Raw genomic sequence first — 24384 nt, 5'->3', positions numbered from 1 at the left:
GGAGATAACGCAAAATTCATAATCGAATTAATCACTCCAATCGCAATCGAAGAAGGATTAAGATTTGCCATCAGAGAAGGCGGAAGAACAGTAGGAGCTGGCGTTGTTTCTAAAATTATAGAATAATAACCTTATTTAAGGTAGATAAATTAGACAAGCTGAGCATCCGTTTTTAATGGATGCTCTGATTTTTTAAGGAGGATTTTATGAACGATTTAACAAAAATATTGTTTGACTATTTTAAGGATAACGATATAGACCCAAACAAAGTTGCAAATTTAATTGAAGATGCAAAGATTAATGTGCTTGATGAAATGTTTGGAGAAAAAGGAGAATGGGTGCTTAAAAAACTTGGCAGCGTTGAAAGCTTTGATAAGGAAAAAATCTTCCATTCAATAGCTCAAACATCCGATTCTGCTGGAGCAAAGATGAACTCTTCTGATGTGAACATTATCGTTGAAGATGTGTTGAAGAAAATGAAATCTATCAAGAGAAATGTCTATCCAACAAAAGAAATCAGAAAATATGTTGAAGAAGCATTGAGAGAAGAAGGCTACAAAAAAGTATTAGAAACTTACAAAAACAACTAATTTGAGGTGAAAATGAACACGAAATTATTGAAAAAAGTCTTGGCATCGACACTTGCGCTTTCCATGGTTCTTCCAATTGGCGTTGTAAATGCTGACAAACAAAATACACAACAAGAAAAATCACAACAAACTACAAGAATATCCGGCAAGGATAGAATCACAACATCTGTAGAAATATCCAAATCAGCATACACTACATCAGAAAATGTTGTACTTGCAAGCGGATTCAACTTTGCAGATGCATTATCAGCAGGACAACTTGCATCAGCACTAGATGCACCACTTCTATTATCATCACAAAACAAACTTGATTCACAAACAAAAAACGAAATCGAACGTTTGAAAGCGAAGAAAGTTTACGTTGTAGGTGGAAACAATGCAATCAGTAAAACTGGAGTTGACACAACATTAAAATCAGAAAAGATTGACGTAACAAGACTTGAAGGACAAGACAGATATTCTACATCCCAAAAAGTAATGGAAAAAACAAAAGAAATTATCAATCCAGAATATTTGTTGATAGCAAGTGGAAAGAACTTCCCAGATGCACTAGCAGCGACATCTTTCTTTGTAAACCACAAATCAGTAATGGTTTTAAGTGATGGAGTAACTTATCCACAATCCAACTTACAAGAAATCGCAATCGGTGGGAAAAACCAACTACCACTAAAAGGCTTCACAGGAAAAAGAGTTTCTGGAAAAGATAGATACGAAACAGCACTAGAAATCGCAAAGCTTTCATTCGACAAGAATAACAACGCAATCCTTGCAAGTGGACAAGTATTCGCAGACAGCTTATCAGCAGTAAGTTTAACTAAAAAACACAACGCACCAATCATACTTACACAATCAAATTATTTGACAGAAAATGCCAAGAAGTATTTGAACGACAAGAACGTGTTAATAGTCGGTGGTGAAAAGACTGTTGTGAATGATATTTTGACTAGGAAAAAACCTGCTGTAAAGAAAGAAGACAAGAATTTACACACAAAAACTGGAGAATATTCTTCAACACTAATACAGCAAAAACTATCAAAATCAGAATCGAGAAATTATAACCAAGCTTACGATGTTAAAATCAAGGGTGATTACCTGATAGTGTCTGGACATATGAAATACGTTAAAGACATCAATTCTTTTTCTGGCGGTAATCCTATAGGTGAAAGTGCAACTCATACTTTTAAAATTACAAACAAAACAGAGTTTACAGGAAACAGTGGACAAGCTCGTACAAGTTATTACACACCAGAAGGTTTTATCAAATACTATAATAGAGTTGGTAATGTAGGATTGGCACTATCTATTATTGTTGAAAATGGAGTAGTTACAAAAGTTGGAATATATTCATAAAACTTCAAACCCAGAGAGTGCAGATATTCTGCACTCTTTTTTAATAAAATTATATATTAAAAAATTCTCAAATAGTGTATAATAATATTAAATATCAAAGGAGGAGTTTATGAATAGAACGAAAAACAAAAGTCTGTGGACACTTATCATTGGTGTTGTGTGTCTTGTAATTGCTTTTATATTGAAGGATTTTCAGTTTGATTTCTTAGGGAATCTGAGACCTATTGGATTAGTGACGGTATATATTTGCCCGATTTTAGGAATAATTGGAATTGTTTTTTCTTTGATTGAAAAAAGTGTAGTGAGGGCTATTTTGAATTTTTTGTTAGTATTAGCGTTTCCAATAGTTATGTTTGTGGGAAATATGCTAATTAGGTAGTATTTGATAATAAAATTTTTTATAAACTTATTAGTTATTATGGTATCATAATAATATATTAAATTATCGGAGGAGAAAATGTTTATTAAAAATTTGAAAAAATTGACGATAGCTGCATTGGCTGTTGCGTGTATGATTCCAGCTGGTGTGTCTAGCGCGAATGTTGAAAATGTGTCGAGAATTGCAGGAGAAGACAGGATTGCTACTTCCATTGAAATTTCAAAAGCGATGTTCAATGAATCGGACAATGTTGTACTTGCTAGTGGATTTAACTTTGCAGATGCTTTATCAGCTGGTCAACTTGCTGCGGCGTTAAATGCGCCACTTATTTTGTCAAAAGATCAATTGGACAGTAGAACTAGCGATGAAATTGCTAAGCTAAACCCAAAAAATATCTACATTGTTGGCGGAGAAACGGCGTTGAGTTCAAATATTGAAGAATCCGTAAAATCCGTTGTAAATGATATTAACATTGAAAGACTTAAAGGAAACGACAGATACGAAACTTCAGTGAAGGTTATGGAAAAAACTAAAGAGTTTGTCGATGCAGAATACTTATTGATAGCAAGCGGCAAAAACTTCCCTGACGCTCTTAGTGCTACTAGTTTCATGGCAGATCACAAGGCGTTGATGGTTCTTAGTGATGGTAATTCTTATCCGAAATCCGATTTACAAGAAATCGCAATTGGTGGAGTTAACCAACTTCCGTTGAACGGTTTTACTGGGGAAAGAATTGCAGGAAATGACAGATATCAAACAGCATTGGCTATAGCAAGACGTTCATTTGAAAATAATGAAAATGCTATATTGGCAAATTCAAAAGTTTTTGCAGATAGTTTGTCTGCGGTAAGCGTTGCGAAAAATTACAAGGCGCCTATTATTTTGACTGACAATGAAAATTTGACACAATCAACTAAGAGTTATCTAGAAAATATGAATTCTGTAACTATTATTGGTGGGGAAAAGTCTGTATCGAGCAATATATTTTCTAATCCTACTGCTGAAGAAGTAAATGAGATGAAAAGACTTGAAAATGAAAGAAAAGCCAGGGAAGAACAAGCTAGAAAGCAAAGGGAATTAGAACTTAAAAAGCAAGAACAAGCCAAAAAAGAAGCTTCCAAACCAACCAAACCTAACTACATCTACCAAGATGGATATGGTCCTGTTGGAGAAGGAAGAATTAAAGGAAATATGAATTCGATGATTTATCATCTTCCTGGACAAAGAGACTACAACAAGATTAAACCAAGTCATATAAGATATTTTAGAACAGAAAAAGAAGCTCGTGCTGCAGGTTTCAGAAGAGCTTTGAGATAATAGAGAATGCTTCGTTATTAGCGAAGCATTTTTTATTGCAATAACAAATCTCATTTGGGTATATATATGTAAGGAAGTGATTAAATGAGAATTTTTTATGCGATTAAAAATATGGAAATTTGCATCAACAGTGTTGGTGCGAGGATCGAACAGTTTAAAATAGACGATGTAAATATGATTGATGATTTGAAAATCTGTATTCCAAATTACGGTGTGGACAAGACTTTTCGTTATCCAACTGATGGTCTTTTCGTGAATGAAGAATACGATGTTGTGAGCAAGTCTGAGGATATGTGCGTTCTAAGATGTGTCAGTGAAGGTATTGAAAGTTTTGTTGTGTATCAATTCACAAATGACAGTGTGAGTATTAATGTGAATGTGATTAACAATTCCGACCACACAATTAAAATGAATCCAGCAGTTGTGATTGATTGGAAAAATAATTTGGAAGGTCAAAATATTTTAAGTGAGATTTCTGGATACAAATTAGAATCGACAAGTGATTTTGTGGACGGAAATTGTTCTTATTATGTGTCTAATTTGAACAGGGATTCAGTTGGTTCAAAGTTTGCTTTGAAAAGCGGTGAGAAATGTTCTATTTCTGCTAAGATTAGGATAGTTTCGTGATTTATCGCCATCGTGGGATATAAATTTCTGTGCTATTTTATGATATAATAATATGATAACGGAGGTGGGATTATTAATACGATTGATTATAAATCTTTAATGAAAATTTCATTAAAAGCTCTGATAATTTATGTTGTGAGCTTATTTTTATTTCCATTTGGATTTATTGTGTTGCCTTCTTATTTTATTAAGTTAGGATTGGAAAAAGATAACAGATTGGCTCTGATATCTTTCGGGATATTTTTTGTGTTGAGTTTGGTTGTGTCGACTCCTTTGATTGCTATTCCTGTCGGATTGTACATAATTTTGGTGTTCTATTCGATTTTGAATTTGCTAAGTTCAGGATTTTCTGACACACAGGCTATAACGATTAGTTTCGTTGGAATTTGTGTTTTTGTTTTGTTGACGAATTTGCTTTTGAAACTAAATGCAGATATGTCGATTGCAGATGTGATTAACGTAAAGTTGAATGATTTCATGAAGGTTTTGAGTTCTGTGAAGATGGACGAGGAAATGATGAAGTCTGTTAAAATTATGTTTGAACAATCATCTAAGCTTATTGTAAGAGCTGTGTATGCGATTTTGGGACTTATCGCTTTTTATACAAGTGTGTTGAATGTGTATATTCCACAAAAATCTAAGGAACATCAGTTTCACGATTTCAGAATAGACATGAAATTCACAATCACAATTGTTGGCTTGGCGTTGATTTCGGGAATTGTTTATTTTGTGAATAAGGATTTGGGAAATTATTTGTTGTATAATTTGTCGGTTTTCGGAATTAGTTCGTACTTATTGGGAGGAATTGCTTTGATGTTTTCATATTTGAAATCATTATCGACTCCTTTTAAGGTGTTGACTGTGTTGGTTTCTGTTGCAATTCAACCGTTTATTTATATTTTGGCATTCTTAGGGGCTTTGAATAGCTTTAAAGATTTGAGAAAGAAGGAAAACAATGAAAGAGCTTAAATATTCGCTGAAACATTTGATTGTACAAGCAGTTTTGTTGGTGATACTTTCTGCGATTTTGTTTTATTTTCAAAATATCATAGGAACTTTGGCATTTATTGCTTCGGCTTTTATGATTGTGGATCAATACACATACATCAATAATAAGAATAAAAAGGTTGAGGAGAAGATTATTAATCTTAATAATGAGTTTACAGATATTACAAAAAATGCTGTATTCAAGGTTCCTTTTCCACTTTTGATTCTCAACGATAAGAATAAAATTAGCTGGTTTAACACTTATTTTAAGGATTTGGCTGATGATGAGATTGAGATTTTCAATAATGAAGTCGAAAAAATTCTGGATTTGAAGACTGTAAAAGACGATGAAGATAACTTGGATTATTATGAAACTCAAGTTGATGGTAAATACTACAGATTTTATCCTGTTACTATAAAAGATAGTGAAGACAAGGATTTGACTTTGCTTTATGGAATCGACAACACTGCTTTCATGGATGTTGTGACGCTTTTGGATGAAAAAAGACTGGGACTTGTCGATATTTTCATAGATAATTACGACGAAGCACGTAACAGCATCAAGGAAGAAGAAAGAACAAGGGTGTTCTCAGATGTTGAAAATATTTTGCAAGATTTTGCGAGAGAACACAATGCGTATATCAGAAAATACGAATCAGATAAGTTCTCAATGATTGTCGAAAAGCACGAGCTTGAAAATATTATGCAACAAAAATTCTCTGTGTTAGATATGATTAAGGAAATTCAAAACACTAATAATGTTCCTGTTACTTTGAGCATTGGGGCATCAATTATTGGAGATAATCCTTATGAAATTCACGAGAAATCCAGATCTTGTTTGGATGTTGCATTAGGCCGTGGTGGTGACCAAGCAGTGGTTGACACAGGTGAATTAAAATATTTCGGTGGCAAGAACAAGGCCGTTGAAAAACGTAACAAGGTTAAGGCAAGAGTTGTGTCACATGCGTTGAAGCAACTTATTGTTCAAAGCTCCAATGTGTTTATTATGGGACACAGAAATCCAGACATGGACTCTATTGGCTCTAGTTTGGGAATGTTGGAAGCGTGCAGGATTAACAACAAGGAATGCTACATTATTTTGAATGAGGTTGGCCCTCAAATTGAAAATATTTATAATTCAGTTCTTGAAGAAAAACCGGATTACAAGAAATATTTTGTGAAGAATGCATTTGCTAAGGAAAATTGTAACAGCAATAGTTTGGTTATTATTTGCGATAATCACAGAAGAAACTCTGTTGAATGTCAAGAAATTATGGATATTGCGAAAAATATCGTGGTCATCGATCACCACAGAAGAAGTTCCGATTATATTAAAGAAACGTCGTTGACTTATTTGGAACCTTACGCATCTAGTGCATCTGAAATGGTGACAGAAGTGTTATTTTATATGACAGAAAAACTAGAGATTCCAAAAATTGTTGCAGAAGCGTTACTTGCAGGAATAACTGTGGATACGAAGAATTTCTTCTATCAAACAGGTGTTAGAACTTTTGAAGCGGCGTCTATATTGAAAAGACAAGGTGCGGATAGTGTCAAGGTTAAGAAACTTTTCAAGGACGATGAGAGAACTATCAAACTAAAATCTGACGTAATCGCTTCATCGAAAATGTATAAAGATAATATCGCCATCGGAAGATTGGAAGAAGAAGTGGACGAATCCATTTTGGTTGCGGCACAATCAGCAGATGATTTGCTCAACATTTTGGGAGTGGAAGCTTCGTTTGTATTGGCGAAGATAAAGGATAAAATCCATGTTAGTGCGAGAAGTTTGGGCAAAATCTCCGTACAATTGGTTTTGGAAAAAGTTGGAGGCGGAGGTCACCTTACAAGTGCGGGTGCGCAATTAGAATGTAGCATGGATGAAGCAGAAGAAAAGATAAAACAAGCAATTGATGAATATATCAAGGAGGATATAGATGAAAGTTATATTGACTAGTGATGTAGAAAAGCTTGGAAAAGCTGGAGAAATGGTTAATGCAAAGACTGGTTTTGCGAGAAATTTTCTACTACCAAATAAATTAGCAGTACAAGCAACAAAAGAAAACATCAAAATTTGGGAAGAAAAACAAGCAGAATTAAGAGCGATTGAAAGAGAAAATATCAAAAACGCTAATGAATTGAAAGAAAAAATCGAAAACACAAAAGTTAAGATTATCGCCAAAACAGGTGAAGGCGACAGACTTTTCGGTTCAATCACTTCGATGGATATCGAAAAAGCATTGAAGGAGCAACACGGTTTGGATGTTGATAAGAAAAAAATTGAAATGAAAGACAACATCAAATCTTTGGGAACATTTAACGTTATAGTTAAGGTATACCCAGATATTAACGCTAACTTGGAAGTAATTGTAGACAAAGAATAATTTTAGAATACACGACAGAAAGGCGGTGAGGTAATGGAAAATCAACAAAATATTATGCCGTGCGATTTGGAAGCTGAGAGAAGTGTAATCGGTGCGATGATAATCGACGAGAGAGCTGTGGATGATGCGGCAGAAATCGTGGAGCCGGTGGATTTTTATTCTACGAAATACCAAGAAATCTACAAGGCGATTTTGCAAGTAATTGACGAGAAAAAGCCTGTGGATTATATTACATTGGAAGACAAATTAAAATCCAATAATATGTACGAAATTATCGGCGGGATTGATGAACTTATTAGTATTTCAGAAGCTGTAGGAAGTGCTGTGAATGTAAAATACTATGCAGATATTATCAAAAGCAAGGCGATTATCAGAAATTTGATGCGCGTGTCACAAGATGTGATTGATATGTCCATTGCCAACAATTCCGTTGGCGAAGTTTTAGAATACGCTGAAAGTAATATTTTCAAAATCAGTCAGAACAGAAACCACCAAGATTTGGTTAAAATTCAAGAAATGTTGGAGCCAACTCTTGCAAAAATTGGCGAAATGAGTATGAGCCAAGGACAATTAACTGGCGTTACGACTGGGTTGATTGACTTGGATAGACAACTTTCAGGTCTTCAAAACTCAGATTTGATTTTACTTGCAGCGCGTCCTGCAATGGGTAAAACATCACTTGCACTTAACATTGCATACAAGGCTAGTATCAAGCATCAAGTCGCGATTTTTTCTCTTGAAATGAGTAAGATGCAATTGACTCAGAGATTATTGTCCGCGCTTAGTAACATTAATCTGTCAGAACTTGTGTCTGGCAAAATTACTGAGTGGACAAATCTCGGACAAGCAGCACAATTATTAGCAGAAACAAATATGCATGTCGATGATACTTCATCGATTTCATTGAATGAGCTTCGTTCCAAATGCAGAAAATTAAAAGCGCGTAGCGATTTGGATTTGGTGATTATAGATTATTTGCAACTTATGACTACAAACTCCAGAAGTGAGAACAGACAACAAGAAATCTCCACGATTTCAAGAGGACTCAAGGGTTTGGCAAAGGAATTAAATTGTCCGATTCTAGCGTTGAGTCAGTTGTCACGTGCGCCTGATCAAAGACCAAACCACAGACCAGTTATGAGTGACCTTCGTGAATCTGGGGCGATTGAACAAGATGCGGATGTTGTGTTGATGTTGTATCGTGATGATTATTACGATCCTGAAACTGATAAACCAAACATCGCAGAAATTATCGTCGCAAAACACAGAAATGGTCCAACGGGAACTGTGGATACTTTATTCGACAAGGAACACACGAAGTTTATGGATTTGGACAAACAAATGCCCGATGTAGGAGCGTTTGATAAATGATAACTACTGAGAGGTTAACGTTAGAAGATTTTACATTGGACGATGCATTTGAAATCGAACAATGGGGAAAACACACAGACGAACGACTAATCGATTATAACTTGTCCGATTTGGACGATTTTGAAATAAAAATGTGGTATCGCCAAAAAAGAGAAATGAAAACGCAAAAATATTTTGCGATTAGGGATAAATCTCGAAAATTGGTGGGATATGTGGGGCTGAAACAATACGACAAGTTCACGAAGACTGCGTTTTTGGGTATTGTTTTGGATCCAAATGAAATGGACAAATCATACGGCGAAGAATCCATAAAGGCTTTGATTAACATGGGATTTACAGTTTACAGGCTGGACAGGATTTTCTTAAATGTGAATAATTTCAACAAAAGAGCGATAAAATGTTACGAAAAATGTGGATTCAGGAAGTTTTGTAGTTACGAAGAAGTGTTCGAAAATCAAAGATTGGACACGCACGATGAAGAATTCGATGAGTTTTTCATAGTAAAAGACGGGACAATTTTTTCGAAGAACACTACGATGGCGATTGATAATAAGAGGTGATTTTATGAAATATAGTGTAGAAAAATTTAAAATAGATTTGGGCGAAACACCTATTGAAAATATATTTTTGAATCAATATCTTCAAGTGGCCACAGGAAATCAACTAAAAGTGTATTTGTATGCCTACAAGCTTGCTAAGGATACCTCGGCGAATGTGGATATTTCAGACGAAAAAATCGCAAAGGCGTTGGATTTGACTGAAAGTGAAGTATCTGAGTGTTGGAATTTTTGGTTGGATGAAGGAATTATCAAACGATACACTGACGCACAAACGCAAACTAACCACACGGTTTTTTTGAGTTTGAGACAATTGTATCTTGGAATTACAAATCCTGAACCAGATGAATCTCAGAAGACTTATATTCCACAAAACAGTCAAGAAATCAAAGAAATGTTCAGAGATATTGAAGACATCAGGGATATGGAATTATCCAAATCAGAAATGGAAAGAATTTTGGAACACATTTCCACTTATCACCAAACACCAGAGTTGGTGGTGACGGCTTTTCATTATTGCACAACTAATCCGAATACGAAAAACAACACCAATTACGTTTTACAAGTCCTCAGAAATTGGAAGCTTGACGGTATTATGACGTTGGAGCAATGGCAAGAAGAAAACAACAAAAAGCAACAAAGAAAAACGAAGAAGAGAACTTATTACAGACCGAAGACTAACGATATTGAAAACAAGGCTACAAATATTAACTCAAAATTTTTGAACGATTTTATCAAGAAATCAAAAGAACAAAAGGATAAATAATAATGAGCTACGCAAAAGAAGCCAACAGAATATTGGAAGATTACAGAAATCAATCCCAAAAAGAATTGGACATGAGATATCAGGAAGTTTTTCGAAATGTTCCAGAATACCAGGATTTGCTCCAACATAGAAACGAGCTTGGATACGAGTATTTGAAAAAAAGCATCGGCGGTGACAAGGAAGAATTAAAAAACTTGGAAGAAGAAATCAAATCCACTGAAGAAAAAATGCACAAAATGCTCATACTAAGTGGATATCCAAACGATTATTTGGAGGAGAAGCATCACTGCGACAAGTGCGAGGATACTGGAGTTTACAACGGTAAAATGTGTTCTTGCAAGAAGACTATTATGGTCAACATTGCACGTGAGAAAAGCTCCCTTAATGAGCAAATGAAACAACAAAACTTTGATAGATTTGACATCAACGTGTTTGACACGAAAAAAGACAGCTCACAAGGAATGTCCCAACGTGAAAACATGCAAGCAATCAGCGAGAATTTGAAATACTATTCCAAAAATTACACGAAAAACGCGAAGTCGCTTTTGTTGTACGGACAAGTTGGAACTGGCAAAACATATTTGTTATCTTGCATGGCGAAAGAAATCATTGAAAACGGATATTCTGTGATTTATTTGTCCGCGATGCAATTGTTGAAGCAACTTTTTTCAATAAGATATCAGAATTTCAATGAAAAACCACAACCTGAAGTTGAGGATATTATCTACAACTGCGATGTGCTTATGATTGACGATTTGGGAACGGAAAACTCCACAGAAACCAATATCAGCTTACTATTTGATCTTTTAAATTACAGAATTCAAAACCAAAAAACTACGATAATTTCGACAAATATCGACCTTGATGATTTGACAACGCAATACGATCAGAGAATTTCATCCAGAATCAAGGGCGAATTTATACCGATACAATTTTTCGGCAGGGATATAAGAGAAGAGAGGTTCAAAAACGGACTATGATTTATGTAACAGCTGAACAAATGAGACAAATCGATCATTACACGATAAATGAAATCGGAATTCCATCGATTGTGTTGATGGAAAACGCCAAGGCACAAATTTCAAAACATATTTTGGACAAAAAGTTTACCAAAGCGTATGTGTTCGCATCTGTTGGAAACAACGGTGGAGATGGCTTGGCAGTTGCAAGAGACATTTACAACGAAGACCGATTTGTGAAAGTGTATGTGATTGGGAAACTAGAAAAAGCGTCGACGGATTTTAAAATCAACTACGATATTTTGAAAAAATTAGACGTGGAGATAGAATTTGTAGACGAAAACACGAAATTCGACATCACAGAAAATGATTTGATAGTCGACAGCATTTTCGGGACTGGACTCAAAAGAGACATCGAAGGAATTTACAAAGATGTAATCAACATGATTAACGACACACAAGCATTTGTTGTGAGCGTCGATATGCCATCGGGACTGGATTCTGACGAAAATATAATACACAACGTAGCAGTGAAGGCTGACCTTCTAGTGACATTGCAATTACCGAAAAAGTCGTTGCAAGACTATGAGGGAGAATATGTTGTGGAAACCATAGGTATACCAGAGAAATCAATTAAACATGTATTAAATAACGCTTCGTAAGAGGCGTTTTTTTAGTGGGTAGGTAAATAAAAGTTGCAAAACGCTTAATCGACTACGAAAATTGGTAAATTCTAATCTTGAAATCCTAAAATTTGAAGCTCGCTTCGCTCAAGCGGTCAAATTTTAGCCGGATTTCTTCGATTGAATTTACTGCAATTTTCTCCGTATGATACGCTTATTTGCAAGCTTTTATTTGCTCACAAGTGAAAACACCTCACGAAGCTTTGCGCAGTACATGTTTAATTGATTATTTTCTACTCTGATGAGCGATTTACGAGTTTTGGTGTTTTATTATATCTCACAATACCACAAATCGGTTTCTGCTTTTTTGAAGAACACTAATTTGCAATGGGTTTAATTATTTGGTAAAATTACTGTTGCCTAGTTAAAGCTGAAATTTATTTCAGGACTTGTTTGAGAGCTCCAAGTATAAAAAAACAAGGCGTTATTTTTGAGTTCTCCTATATTTTATTAGGAGGTTTTTTTATTGAGAAAAACGAATACGAAATTGCTGACTACTATAGCGATTTGCATTGCAATCAACTGCCTTGGTGCTTTTATCGCTGTTAGTACGAAGGTTCCTTTGTTATTGGATCACATAGGATCTTTATTGGTGTGTATGTTATTTGGATGGAAATACGGTGTTGTGACTGCGCTTTTATCGTCTGTTATGAACCAAGTTCTTTTCGATCCATTTGCACTTCCATTTGCACCTACGGGTATGCTTATGGTGTTTATGGTTGGTATTTTATACGAAAAGGGATATTTCAAGAAATTGCACACTATTCCTGCACTTTTATTGGCTGTGCTTCCAGGCGCTATTTTGGGTGCTATTATTCAAGGTTATATTTTTGGTGGGGTTACAAGCTCAGGAAGTGATGTTATCGTACGATTTATGATTAACAAGGGAGTAAATCCAGCTGCGGCATCTTTTATCAACCAATATTTTATGGAATTTGTGGACAGACTTATTTCATTTAGTGTCGTGATGACTGCTGTTAAGAGGATTAAGCTTGAATCGATACGCTAAGATTGAGGAAAAATTAAAACGCGAAATTGTGCTTTTAAAAGGCAGACCATGTTTTTGGGGAAAATGCACTTTTTGCGATTACATTGAAGACAATACGGTGGATATAGATGATGCTGTTCGTGAAAATCGCGAGATTCTTCAAAATGTGACTGGAGAATTCGGTGTTTTGGAATGTATTAATTCGGGAAATGTGTTCGAACTTCCAGAACAGACGAAAATCGACATCAGAAATTTAATTCACGAAAAAAACATTCATACTTTGGTTTTCGAAGCGCATTATATTTTCAAGAATAGACTTCACGAAATCAGGGAATTTTTCGGATGCGAGGTTTTGTTTAAGACTGGAATTGAATCGTTCGATTACGATTTTAGAGAAAATGTCTTAAACAAAAATGCAAAATTCACTGATGTAAAAGATGTGTCCGATTATTTTGATTCTGCGTGTTTAATGGTTGGAATCAAGGGTCAAACGAAGGAAATGATTGAAAAAGACATTGAGATTGGCCTTTCGAATTTCAAATGGATTACTATTAATATTTTTATAAATAATTCTACGCCGATTAAAAGAGATGATGAGCTTGTGAAGTGGTTTTTGGAAAATCACTACGATTTGAAAGACCATCCAAAGGTTGAGATGTTAGTTGAAAACACTGATTTGGGAGTTGGTTAAACTTCCGTCAGTGTTTTTTTGTTGGGTTTTAATATATAATAAGTTTAATAAGATTGGAGGGGTTATGAAGGACAAATTACTTAAAATCGTACTTGTGGTTTTGAGTGTCGTATTTGTTGCATCTTGTTCGAAAAAAATGCCAGAAATGCCTGAAGAAAAAAAGGCGTATGTGGCAGATTATTTGAACGATGGGTTCAAGGGTGTGGACATTTCAAAAGACGGACGATTGGAAAAATCAGATGTAGAGAAAATCGCAGCGAACTTCAACAAGCCGTACGATTATAATGGCGAAGAGGTTGTAAACTCTCTAGATACATTTTTCTACGGGGAGAGCTTCGCATCACCACAAGATATTACGCTGAAAAATTTCGTGGCGAATTTTCCAAGCAAAGCGCTGGATCCAGAAAAGGATAAATCCCAAATAGATGAACTTAAAAAACAAAATCCAAATGCACTCAAACAAACAAGAGAAAACGCTAAGATTTTGAAAGTTGACAAGAATTTGGTGGATGCAGTTTTATTGAAATACGCAAATATTTCATCAGATGATGTTACAAACAAAGAAAATGTCGTGTATTCTAAGGATGACAATTCGTATTATGTAATGGAAAATGATGAAGAATGGGCGTTTGAGCCAGTGGTGTGCAAAGTCAATTCTAAGGAAATTATCTTGGAAGATGATATAAAATCGGAACTTAAACTGATACAAAAAGGTGGTAAGTTTTTTATAAAATCTTTTGAATTATCTCCTAATGCTTGTTGTGAATAAGGGATTATTGTGCTATAATGTAATAAAAGGTACTGTACAAAGCAAAGGGAGGCATTTATGATTACTTTAGCATTTGTTATTTTGATAGTTATTCTATCAATAGTTTTCGCAGCTATTTTGGGAACTTTTGGTTTGATATTGGGATTAGGCGGCGCAATTGTAGGAATTTTGGTAGCGATTGGAGCTGTTGCTTATTCGTTCTTAAAAGTTTTCATTAAAATAGCATTAGTAGTGTTGGTAATTAGATTTATTTACAGAAGATTTTTCGCAAAAGAAGAAGTATAAAGGAAGTGGAGTATGGATAACAAATATTTAAAATACATTTTGTACATATTCTTGGCTATTTTGGCTTTGAATATTTTGATGGGAATTATGGGAATAACTGTTAGTATTTTGAAATTCTTGATGAAAGTATTCTTGGTTTTAGTTGTAATAGGATATGTAGCAAAATTTTTCCAAAATGCAGACAAAGATATTTAACTAATAACACTGGGCAAATCTTGTGAGATGAGCTTGGTGTTTTTTGTTTTCTTGGAAGGTTAGTAATGGTGTTGCTAAGACTCAATAAAGCTTACAGATCAGATTAGCATTTTGTACGTTTGTGTTTTTTTGAAAATTTATTGTATTCGTTAAATCATATTAGCGTTTTTGCTAAGAACATCATACGGAAAAAACAATCAGAAATTCCAGCGAAGAGAACCGTCAAAAATCTCACTCGCGCAAAGCGAAGCTGCGCTTGAGATTTTAGGTTCACAAGCGATGAATTTTTTTGTTTTTGTAGTCAGATGTTCGTGCAAAATGCTAATTTGCAAATTAAATGCCAATCTGTATAAAAAAATCTAAAAAACGTTGTAATTATGCTATACATTGACACAACAAGATTGTTTGTGGTAAAATATACATTAATATAGTTGAATATTGCAGTTGATGAAGAAATAGTAATTATTGGAGTAATTCAGAGAGCTTATGTGTGGTGAGAATAAGTATACGAAGATAATGAATCTAACTTCTATGCGTTATTAGTTGAGAGAGCTTATGCTAATTAGGGTGGCAGTCGCGGAAACGTAATTTTCGTCCCTTGGTATGAGTTTTTTTATTGTTTTATAAGGAGAAAGTTATGTTAGATATTAAAAGAATTAGAAACAATCCAGAAGAAATTGTTGAGGCGCTTAAAAAAAGAAGAGGAGAATATCCTATTCAAAAACTTTTGGATACTGATGAAAAAAGACGTGAAGTTATTCAAAAAGTAGAATCAATGAAGGCGGAACAAAACAAGCTTTCTAAACAAGTTCCACAAATGAAGAAAAACGGAGAAGATACTTCAGAACTTTTCAAAAACTTGAAGAAGTTGTCTGATGATATCAAATCTATGGATGATGATTTGAAAAACATCGACGAAGAAATCAGAGAATATTTGATGGAAATCCCAAACACTCCTAACAAAGATGTTCCGGTTGGTTTGGATGATACTGAAAACTTGGAAATGAGAAAATGGGGAGAACCTCGTAAATTTGATTTTGATATAAAAGCTCACTGGGATTTGGGTGTTGATTTGGATATTTTGGATTTCGAAAGAGCAACTAAGATTTCCAAATCAAGATTTAGTGTATTCAAAGGAAAAGGCGCACGACTTGAAAGAGCTTTGATGAATTTCATGGTTGATCTTCACACTGACAAGCAAGGTTACACTGAAATGAATACTCCAGTGCTTATGAGTCCAAGTGCGATGATGGGTACAGGTCAAATTCCAAAATTCAAAGAAGATATGTTTTATTGCGAAAAAGACGATATGTATCTTGCTCCTACTGCAGAAGTCCCAGTAACTAATTTATTGGGAGGAGAAATTTTGGAACAAGGAAGCTTGCCAATTTATTACACAGCTTTCACTCAATGTTTCAGAAGAGAAGCCGGAAGTGCTGGACGTGACACAAGAGGTTTGATTAGAAATCACCAATTTGAAAAGGTTGAAATGGTAAAATTCGTTGAACCTTCTACAAGTTATGACGAATTAGAAAAACTTACAAATAACGCAGAAGAAATCTTGCAATTATTGGAAATTCCATACAGAGTTGTTAGACTTTGTTCTGGGGATTTGGGATTCTCATCAGCAATGACTTACGACATTGAAGTGTGGATGCCAAGTTATAATAGATACGTTGAAATCTCAAGCTGTTCTAACTTTGAAGATTTCCAAGCAAGACGTGCAAATATTAGATATCGTGACGAAAATAATAAGCCACAATACGTTCACACATTAAACGGTTCAGGACTTGCTATTGGACGTTGCTTTGCAGCTGTAATCGAAAACTATCAACAAGCTGACGGAAGTATAAAAATTCCTGAAGTGCTACAAAAATACACAGGATTTGATATAATAGACTAGTAAACTAAAATTAAGATAGGAAAAGAAATGAAGGCTTATATAATCGCTAGAGGATATCCGACGGATAAATACAAAATGAACGGAATATTTGAATTGGATCAGGCAATTGCACTAGCCAAAAAAGGCGTCGAAGTTGTGTTGATTGCACTTGATTTCAGATCACTTAGACGTTTTCGCAAATATAAAAGTGAATATTTTATAAAAGATAATGTCAAAGTGTATTCCTTTCATTTTCCGATTGGAAGATATATCTTCAAAAGCCTTTATGACTTTTCTTATTTGGTACTTAGACATTTCTACAAAAAAGTGGAGCAAATCGAAGGAAGACCGGATGTAATTCACACTTATTTTACAGACCAGGGATATTATACATCCAAACTTGCAAAAGAGTTGAACATTCCATTCGTACTAACTGAGTGCAATTCCGTTGTAAACCAAGATACTATCAAACCTTCTTACAGAAGAATCGCCGAAGAAACTTACGACAGAACTGACGGACTTATAACTGTAAGTCCCAAATTCAAAGAGAAAATAAAAGAAGAATTTGGAAAAGATTCTACAGAAATTGCAATTATTCCAAACCTTACGATTTTCAAAAATAATGAGAATTTCAAAAGGGGAGAAATCTTCAACATAGTTTCCACTGGAAATGTAATCACGACAAAAGGTCCGAAAGAATTGATCGAAGCTTTTAACATAGCTTTTTCGAACGATAAACATGTGAAGCTTACGATTTACGGGGATGGATTTTTGAGAAAACCGTTACTTAAAATGGTAGAAGAGTTGAATTTGACCGACCAAGTATTTCTTCCTGGACTAACAAAAAGAGAAAAAATCGTTGAGGGCTACAATAATGCGGATATGTTTTGCTTGTATTCGTATTCAGAAACTTTTGGGTTGGCGTATTTGGAGGCATTGTCCGCAGGTCTTCCTGTGGTCGCAAGTAAATGCGGTGGGCCAGAACATTTAATAAATGAAGAAAATGGAATATTGGTTGATAGATTTAACGTTGAGAAATTAGCCGAAGCGTTAAGATATATGCACGACAATATTGAAAAATACGACAGAGAGAAAATATCACACGATATCAAAGAAGTATATTCCGAAGAAAATATTACAGATGATGTAATAAAAGTGTACGAAGAAGTTATATCGAAAAGATGAGGTGAGAAATGAAGAGTATTAAAAAAATAATACCCTTAATGTTAATACTTGCTATTGTATTTCAACCTGCATTATCTAAAGCGGACTCGAAGTTGGGATTTGAAGACAAAGTAAACTCGTATTACACAATTGAACAGGATTATTCCCAAGAGTTGTTGAATTACAACGAAAACAAGCCTTTTGCTATAGCATCCTTAACTAAAATAATGACTTATGTTTTGGTTATGGAAGACATCAACGCAAACAAATACAAACTCGACGATAAAATCAAAATCCAAACACAATACAATAAGCCTGAAGCTAGCACAATGCAACTTAAAAAAGGCGAAGAATTAACTGTAAATGATTTGATAAGGGGAATGATGATAGTCAGTGGGAATGATGCCGCAGACGAATTAGCTGTGAAATCAGAAGGATCTGTGGGAAAATTTGTCGAAAGAATGAACAAAAAAGCAGCCGAATTGGAATTGAAATCTGCGAAGTTTTATTCTGCATCAGGTTATCCTGAAAACGACAAGGAAAACATGATGAGCGCAAAAGATTTGGCGAAATTAACCACATATACAATAAACAATTACCCACAAGTTTTAAATTACACAAAAACACAAAAACTTGTAATGCCGACTAGAAAATACGAAGGCGTGACTACAGTTCCATTTTTAGGAAAAATAGAAGGTGTCGACGGATTTAAAACAGGAACAACTGAAAAAGCAGGATACTGTTTGATTACTACGATGAGTTTGAAACCAAACGATCCTAAAAACAAAATAGTATCTGTTTTGATGGGAGCTCCCACAAAATACGACAGAAATACTTACCAAAAAATAATACTGGAATACGTCAGAAATTCATTTGAACCAATGAATATATTAAACAGCGAAAAGCCAATCGAAACAAAATCAGTCAACAGCGTTGTGGACAAAAACGTTGAGATTTATCCGACAGAAGACGTATCCATTTTGTATAATACAAAAACTGGTCTGCAACAAAAAGTCGACATCAAAAAAGATTTGAAAGCTCCTTTGAAAAAAGGACAAATCGTAGGAAAAGTTGTAATCGATACTGGAAAAGGCGACAAAAGAGAAGTAAGCCTCGTTGTCAAAAAACCTTACGAAAAAGCAGACACATTAACTAGAATAAAAAGAAGCGCCAAATACACTTACGAATTGTTAGGAGCACTTCTTGCATCATAAACCGATTAGAGTCGGTTTTATGTGCTCCCATAATTAAGCTGGATATAATACCCCCCTCCTAAGGTTGCGTTACAACGGCCACCTCAAAAAAAACTAAATAAGGGATTGCAGTTCGACTTTGATCGGGCTATAATCATATATCAGACACGTCCATATAGCTCAGCTGGATAGAGCACACGCCTCCTAAGCGTGGGGTCGGAGGTTCAAATCCTCTTATGGACGCCAGTGAACAACGCCGAAAGCCTTTGTTTTCAAGGGTTTTCGGCTTTTCTTATATAAAAAGCTACGAAAAAGCTCTTTCACTGTATGAGATAAAATTCTACTCCAAAATTTGATTTTTGACAACCCCTCCAGAATCGAACGGTTGTTATAAGACAAAATCGCCAGCTAATTTTTAGCAGAAAACGGGCTGTTCTTGCTAATGAAAATGCCCTTCCTGCTAATCAGCCCCAAAATCGTGCCAAAAATCCAGCTAATCAAAAAAGGCGGATGTTTTGAATACCATGCAGTTATAGCAGATAAAATTAAATATCGTTATGTACATAGAGCGTCTATTTGCCCCGCATTGGGGATGGATAGGCGCTCTTTTTTTATGCCCAAACCCATGGGCAAATACAAGAGATTGGAGGTGTTTTATTTGAGCAAGCCTGTTTATACCGCAGACAAGCCGAGCGACTGTCATTACTGCTACTTCTGGACGAATGGCAGAAAGGGCTGCCGTCTGGGTAGAAATAATTGCTACTACTTAATCTCTTTGCCGCCGAAACCCAAGTCGGAATGTGATGGCTGTCCCTATGGGCGAGATCACCCGTGCATTGGTTGGTGTACGAAGAAGGTTATGCGTGAAGTGGGGCTTCGTTGATATGGATGTGTATGAACAGGAATACCGCTTCTACTATTTTGCCCGATGTCCTTACGAAAAGACGGATACGACTTTCCGCAGCATTCCGCTGACAACAGAAAGTTTTCCGCAGAAAGAAGGTGGTGAAGCCGTGTGAGTTTTGATTATTTTTACGGTCAGCAATCCGATCTATTCACATTCTATCGAGTTCCGAAGGTGTTGTTCACGAACGAGAGGTTCTGGAATATTTCTGCCGATGCCAAGATGCTGTATGGCATTTTGCTTGACCGCATGAGCCTGTCTGCCAAGAATGGTTGGATAGATAAAAACGGTAGAGTGTATATCATTTTTACAATCGACGAAGCGAAGATGGCTCTGAACTGTGCTGAACAAAAGGCTATCAAGCTGCTCAGTGAACTTGAGAAGAAAGCAGGATTGATTGAACGTAAGCGCCAGGGTTTGGGAAAGCCCAACCTGATCTATGTGAAGAACTTTATCTCTGCTGTGGATTCACAACTCTTGAATTGTGAAAATCACAATTCTGGAACAATGGAAATCACAACTCAAGAACTTCCGAAATCACAATGTAATAATACTGATATTAAAAATACTGAATTTAGTGATACTGATTCTATCTTTCCTTCCGGAAATGGTGGAATGATGGACGAGAATGACCGGTATCAAGAATACTTTGATTATTTCTCGGATCAGCTTAGTATGGATTTGTTGAAGAAGGATTACCCTTACGATTCCGAAATGCTGGATAACATTCTGGAGTTGATCGTTGAAACAGTTTGCACGAAGCGACCGTTGATTCGCATTGGTGCAGAGGAGCGTCCGGCAGAAATTGTCCGCAGTCGGTTTATGAAACTGAATGCCGAACACATTCGATATGTTATGGACTGCTTCAAGGAGAACACCACAAAGATTAGAAATATCCGTCAGTATATGCTGACTACGATATACAATGCGCCGACGACAATAGACACCTACTACGATGCTCTTGTTCGGCACGATATGTCACACGGATATTTGGAAGGAGGATTTAAGAAATTGAAAATGAAGCGAGAGGAAGGAGAGTGACGATAAATGTCGAAAAAAGCAACCATCATTGCGGTGGTCAATCAGAAAGGAGGCACTGGAAAGACCACCACCACCGAGAATCTGGGCGTTGGCTTGGCTCTTGAAGGAAAAAAGGTGCTTCTGGTAGACACCGATCCCCAGGCTTCCCTGACGGTCAGTTTGGGCAATCCCTGCCCGGATGATCTGTCTCCGACACTTTCCGATCTGATGGGAAAGATTATGATGGAAAACCCTATTACTCCCGATGAAGGGATTCTTCATCATCCGGAGGGCGTTGATTTGGTGCCGTCCAACATCGAACTCTCAGGTATGGAGGTAGCACTGGTCAATGCCATGAGCCGGGAAACCATTCTCCGGCAATACCTGGATACAGTCAAACAGAATTATGATTACATTCTTCTTGACTGTATGCCGTCTTTGGGTATGCTGACCGTCAATGCGTTGGCAGCTGCCGACAATGTGCTGATACCGGTTCAGGCAGCATACCTTCCTGCAAAGGGTCTGGAACAGCTGCTTGGAACCATCAACAAGGTCAAGAGGCAAATCAACCCGAAACTGAGGATTGAAGGGATTCTTCTGACGATGGTGGACAGCCGCACCAACTACTCCAAAGACATCAGCAATCTGATTCGGGAGAGCTACGGCGGAAAGCTGAAGGTTTACAAGACCGACATTCCCCGCTCTGTCCGTGCAGAGGAAATCAGCGCAGAGGGAACCAGTATCTTCAAGCATGATCCCAAAGGCAAAGTTGCCGAAGCCTATAAAATTCTGACGAAGGAGGTGTTAAACAATGCAGAAAAAAGGCGCAAACATCAGCTTGAAGGGGTACGATGATATTTTCTCCACCGATCAATCCAGAGCTGAAGCCCAGCAGGAGCGTGTGCAGGAAATTCCGCTTTCTGAGCTACACCCCTTTGAGGGACACCCCTTCCGTGTGGTTGATGATGAAGAAATGATGAAAACGGCAGAGAGCGTCCGAGATTTCGGAGTTCTCACTCCTGCGATTGTCCGTCCTGACCCCGACGGTGGTTATGAAATCGTTTCTGGTCACAGGCGGCACCGGGCATCGGAGCTTGCGGGTAAGGAAACCATGCCTGCGATTGTTCGTGACCTGGACGATGATGCAGCCATTATTTTGATGGTTGATGCGAATTTGCAGAGGGAGAGTATCCTGCCGAGTGAAAGAGCATTTGCTTATAAGATGAAGCTGGATGCGATTAAACATCAAGGTCAACGCACCGATTTAACTTCATCCCAAGTTGGGATGAAGTTGCAGGCAATGGATATAGTCGGTCAGGAGGCAGGAGAAAGCAGAAATCAGGTACACCGTTATATCCGTCTGACCGAACTGATTCCGGAACTGCTGGATATGGTAGATACGGGTCAGATCAAATTCAATCCTGCGGTGGAGCTTTCCTATCTGGCAAGTGAAGAACAGAAGGATTTTCTTTCTGCAATGGATTATGCTCAAGCAGCTCCTTCCCTTTCGCAAGCACAGCGAATTAAAAAGCTCGCACAGGAGGGCGAGTGTACGCTGGATGCGATGTGCGAGATTATGAATGAAATCAAGAAGGGAGAGCTGGACAGAGTAACCTTCAAAACGGATTCGTTGCGAAAATACTTCCCGAAGTCCTATACCAACAAGCAGATGGAGGATAAAATCATTCAGCTTTTGGAGCAATGGCAGAAAAAAAGAGAAAAATCAATGGAAAGGTAAGGTAAAAAATGTTTACACCCAAAAACATTCAGGGCGCTTTGGAAGAACTCTACGACCTTTGCGATCCTGATTATATGGTAGATATGCTCGTAAACTACAGTGAGGAGTTCGATGATATTTCTCCTGCGCTTCTGGCAAAGTCGTTTCAGAAAAATGCCGAGATGATTAGCGAGTATCGAGTATTGTCCTCTGCTGGTGAGGGTATCGACTATCAGGGAAAGGTACTTCTGAACAGCAGAGCCGTGCGGCTTCTGTCCTATGTAGAAGATATGAGCGGCGATGAAAAAGTTCGCACGATTCAGAGCAAGGAGCTGTGGTTAGCAGAAGATATGACATTCTATGTGGTGTCCTGTATGTCTACGATCACGATGGACAAGGAAGAAGCCATTTGTCTTAACGAACACCGCAGCGTGGTTACTACGGTGGAATGCGAGGACGATATTTTCTTCGACATGGGTTCCCTGATTTGCGAACTGGACGATATTTGCTTGTTCGAGCTTTTAGCCGATGTGGATGCGACTATTTATGAACTGTAACAGGTTCATGGATGGTCGCTTTTCTTATTTCCAAAGAAACGGAGGTATCGAAACTTGAAAGAATACGATGTGAAGATCACCGAAACCTTGGAGAAAACGGTTACGGTGCAAGCAGAATCTCACGATGCGGCAGAGGAACAGGTTAGAGCCGCTTATTACAATTCGGAGTACATTCTGGACTCCGAAAACTTTACCGGTGTTGCGTTCGGCACGACCGAGGAACGGGAGGTTCAGAAAGAACAGGCAGATACCATGAATGTGTTGCTGGTAAAGCCGTTCATGTATCCGCAGGCTGTGCAGATCGGCTGTGAGCTGGAGGATTTGCAGAAAGCCGTAGGTGGCGATATTGAGGCAACTTATCCGTTCAATGAGCCGGTTGCACTGGTGATGCACGACGAAGGTAAACTCGTAGGCAAAGAACTGAACCGTGCGCTGCGTGATGATGACGGCGATATTTATGACATTATCGCCGGTGATTTTCTGGTTGTGGGATTGGGCGAGGATGATTTTTGTTCTCTGTCCCCGGAACTGATGAAGCAGTTTGAGGAACACTTTCATCAGCCTGAGACTTTTGTACGCATGGGGCGCAGCATTATGGCGCTTCCCCTGCCGGATGACATGGTGAAGAAAGAAGATGCACCTGTCAAAGCTGATTCGGTTCCCCACAAAAGTAACCCTGACCGAGATGTTCTGTAAGGAGGTTCTTATGCAAAGAAATTCGACGATTGGAGAGCTGATGGAGCGAAAGCGGATTCAGGATGGTGCCAAGGAGTACCAGGGACATACCTATATGGACTTGGCACGATTTGATGACGCCACCAAGCACATGATTATTTTCGATGTGCTGACCGATGAATCGCCTGTCGGTTGGAAAGGCGAAAGAAATCGCCTGTATTTGAGCGATGTGGGTTATCAGAAGGCTCTGGATAACCAGAAAGCTGGCAATATCAAGATTATCAGCCATGCCGCAGTTGCCAAGGGCAATCTGTATTACGACCACAGAGATATGGCACGATAATCTGTTCACTCTACTGCTTGCAGGAGGTGAT

At 37.1% G+C, this 24384-nt stretch carries 28 protein-coding genes and 1 tRNA gene; all 29 read left to right on the top strand.

What is annotated here, in order from left to right:
- On the top strand, window positions 1-126 hold a 126-nt coding region (locus tag ACU68U_RS04695), incomplete at its 5' end, for an EF-Tu C-terminal domain-related protein (RefSeq protein ID WP_446762833.1).
- Window positions 127-206: 80 nt separating this feature from the next.
- Complete coding sequence (locus tag ACU68U_RS04690) at window positions 207-590, top strand: ATP cone domain-containing protein (RefSeq protein ID WP_446762832.1); 384 nt, start codon at window positions 207-209, stop codon at window positions 588-590.
- Between the two features lie 12 nt (window positions 591-602).
- Window positions 603-1940, top strand: coding sequence for a cell wall-binding repeat-containing protein (locus ACU68U_RS04685; RefSeq protein ID WP_446762831.1), 1338 nt, complete (start codon window positions 603-605; stop codon window positions 1938-1940).
- Window positions 1941-2049: 109 nt separating this feature from the next.
- Window positions 2050-2319, top strand: a complete 270-nt coding sequence (locus ACU68U_RS04680) for a hypothetical protein (protein ID WP_156850054.1) — start codon at window positions 2050-2052, stop codon at window positions 2317-2319.
- A 78-nt stretch (window positions 2320-2397) separates the two neighbouring features.
- A complete protein-coding gene (locus tag ACU68U_RS04675; protein WP_446762830.1) occupies window positions 2398-3636 on the top strand; it encodes a cell wall-binding repeat-containing protein in 1239 nt (412 codons plus the stop codon).
- Between the two features lie 84 nt (window positions 3637-3720).
- Entirely contained in the window at window positions 3721-4263 is a 543-nt protein-coding gene (locus ACU68U_RS04670) for a hypothetical protein (protein WP_094224126.1), read from the top strand.
- Window positions 4264-4362: 99 nt separating this feature from the next.
- On the top strand, window positions 4363-5232 hold the full coding sequence (locus tag ACU68U_RS04665) for a DUF2232 domain-containing protein (protein WP_446762829.1): 870 nt from the start codon (window positions 4363-4365) through the stop codon (window positions 5230-5232).
- Window positions 5219-7207, top strand: coding sequence for a DHH family phosphoesterase (locus ACU68U_RS04660; protein WP_306479415.1), 1989 nt, complete (start codon window positions 5219-5221; stop codon window positions 7205-7207). The genes ACU68U_RS04665 and ACU68U_RS04660 overlap by 14 nt, the downstream gene beginning before the upstream one ends.
- Window positions 7188-7634 (top strand): 50S ribosomal protein L9, encoded by a 447-nt coding sequence (gene rplI, locus ACU68U_RS04655; protein WP_094205050.1) that lies wholly within the window; start codon window positions 7188-7190, stop codon window positions 7632-7634. Before ACU68U_RS04660 ends, rplI begins: the two co-directional genes overlap by 20 nt.
- 33 nt (window positions 7635-7667) lie before the next feature.
- A complete protein-coding gene (gene dnaB, locus ACU68U_RS04650) occupies window positions 7668-9005 on the top strand; it encodes a replicative DNA helicase (RefSeq protein WP_446756372.1) in 1338 nt (445 codons plus the stop codon).
- Entirely contained in the window at window positions 9002-9565 is a 564-nt protein-coding gene (locus ACU68U_RS04645; RefSeq protein ID WP_316445432.1) for a GNAT family N-acetyltransferase, read from the top strand. Before dnaB ends, ACU68U_RS04645 begins: the two co-directional genes overlap by 4 nt.
- A gap of 4 nt (window positions 9566-9569) precedes the next feature.
- On the top strand, window positions 9570-10328 hold the full coding sequence (locus tag ACU68U_RS04640) for a DnaD domain-containing protein (RefSeq protein WP_094223022.1): 759 nt from the start codon (window positions 9570-9572) through the stop codon (window positions 10326-10328).
- A 2-nt stretch (window positions 10329-10330) separates the two neighbouring features.
- Window positions 10331-11308 (top strand): ATP-binding protein, encoded by a 978-nt coding sequence (locus ACU68U_RS04635; protein ID WP_446762828.1) that lies wholly within the window; start codon window positions 10331-10333, stop codon window positions 11306-11308.
- On the top strand, window positions 11305-11949 hold the full coding sequence (locus ACU68U_RS04630; protein ID WP_446762827.1) for an NAD(P)H-hydrate epimerase: 645 nt from the start codon (window positions 11305-11307) through the stop codon (window positions 11947-11949). The genes ACU68U_RS04635 and ACU68U_RS04630 overlap by 4 nt, the downstream gene beginning before the upstream one ends.
- Before the next feature lie 487 nt (window positions 11950-12436).
- Window positions 12437-12979, top strand: a complete 543-nt coding sequence (locus ACU68U_RS04625) for an ECF transporter S component (protein WP_446762826.1) — start codon at window positions 12437-12439, stop codon at window positions 12977-12979.
- Window positions 12963-13649 carry a radical SAM protein gene (locus tag ACU68U_RS04620; RefSeq protein WP_316512163.1) on the top strand — a complete coding sequence of 229 codons (687 nt, stop codon included), beginning with the start codon at window positions 12963-12965 and terminating at the stop codon, window positions 13647-13649. Before ACU68U_RS04625 ends, ACU68U_RS04620 begins: the two co-directional genes overlap by 17 nt.
- 64 nt (window positions 13650-13713) lie before the next feature.
- A complete protein-coding gene (locus tag ACU68U_RS04615; RefSeq protein WP_446762825.1) occupies window positions 13714-14418 on the top strand; it encodes a hypothetical protein in 705 nt (234 codons plus the stop codon).
- Between the two features lie 57 nt (window positions 14419-14475).
- Window positions 14476-14703 carry a hypothetical protein gene (locus ACU68U_RS04610; protein ID WP_225560045.1) on the top strand — a complete coding sequence of 76 codons (228 nt, stop codon included), beginning with the start codon at window positions 14476-14478 and terminating at the stop codon, window positions 14701-14703.
- A gap of 12 nt (window positions 14704-14715) precedes the next feature.
- Window positions 14716-14898: a hypothetical protein gene (locus ACU68U_RS04605; protein ID WP_094203197.1), complete on the top strand. Its 183-nt coding sequence runs from the start codon at window positions 14716-14718 to the stop codon at window positions 14896-14898.
- Between the two features lie 637 nt (window positions 14899-15535).
- A complete protein-coding gene (gene serS, locus ACU68U_RS04600; RefSeq protein ID WP_446762824.1) occupies window positions 15536-16801 on the top strand; it encodes a serine--tRNA ligase in 1266 nt (421 codons plus the stop codon).
- 27 nt (window positions 16802-16828) lie between these two features.
- Complete coding sequence (locus ACU68U_RS04595) at window positions 16829-17965, top strand: glycosyltransferase (protein WP_446762823.1); 1137 nt, start codon at window positions 16829-16831, stop codon at window positions 17963-17965.
- Between the two features lie 8 nt (window positions 17966-17973).
- Window positions 17974-19158 (top strand): D-alanyl-D-alanine carboxypeptidase family protein, encoded by a 1185-nt coding sequence (locus tag ACU68U_RS04590; RefSeq protein WP_446762822.1) that lies wholly within the window; start codon window positions 17974-17976, stop codon window positions 19156-19158.
- A 148-nt stretch (window positions 19159-19306) separates the two neighbouring features.
- Window positions 19307-19383, top strand: a tRNA-Arg gene (locus tag ACU68U_RS04585).
- Between the two features lie 769 nt (window positions 19384-20152).
- On the top strand, window positions 20153-21082 hold the full coding sequence (locus tag ACU68U_RS04580) for a DUF6017 domain-containing protein (protein ID WP_002304312.1): 930 nt from the start codon (window positions 20153-20155) through the stop codon (window positions 21080-21082).
- A gap of 6 nt (window positions 21083-21088) precedes the next feature.
- On the top strand, window positions 21089-21916 hold the full coding sequence (locus ACU68U_RS04575) for a ParA family protein (RefSeq protein WP_002304313.1): 828 nt from the start codon (window positions 21089-21091) through the stop codon (window positions 21914-21916).
- Complete coding sequence (locus ACU68U_RS04570; RefSeq protein ID WP_002304314.1) at window positions 21873-22799, top strand: ParB/RepB/Spo0J family partition protein; 927 nt, start codon at window positions 21873-21875, stop codon at window positions 22797-22799. Before ACU68U_RS04575 ends, ACU68U_RS04570 begins: the two co-directional genes overlap by 44 nt.
- Before the next feature lie 8 nt (window positions 22800-22807).
- A complete protein-coding gene (locus tag ACU68U_RS04565; protein WP_002304315.1) occupies window positions 22808-23335 on the top strand; it encodes a hypothetical protein in 528 nt (175 codons plus the stop codon).
- 54 nt (window positions 23336-23389) lie between these two features.
- A complete protein-coding gene (locus ACU68U_RS04560) occupies window positions 23390-24031 on the top strand; it encodes a DUF3846 domain-containing protein (RefSeq protein WP_002588969.1) in 642 nt (213 codons plus the stop codon).
- A gap of 10 nt (window positions 24032-24041) precedes the next feature.
- Window positions 24042-24353, top strand: coding sequence for a DUF5720 family protein (locus tag ACU68U_RS04555; protein WP_002304317.1), 312 nt, complete (start codon window positions 24042-24044; stop codon window positions 24351-24353).
- The last annotated feature ends 31 nt before the right edge of the window (window positions 24354-24384 follow it).

It is taken from the genome of Finegoldia sp. P3-F-LR (assembly GCF_052932165.1).
This window is presented reverse-complemented; position numbering and strand designations above follow the sequence as displayed.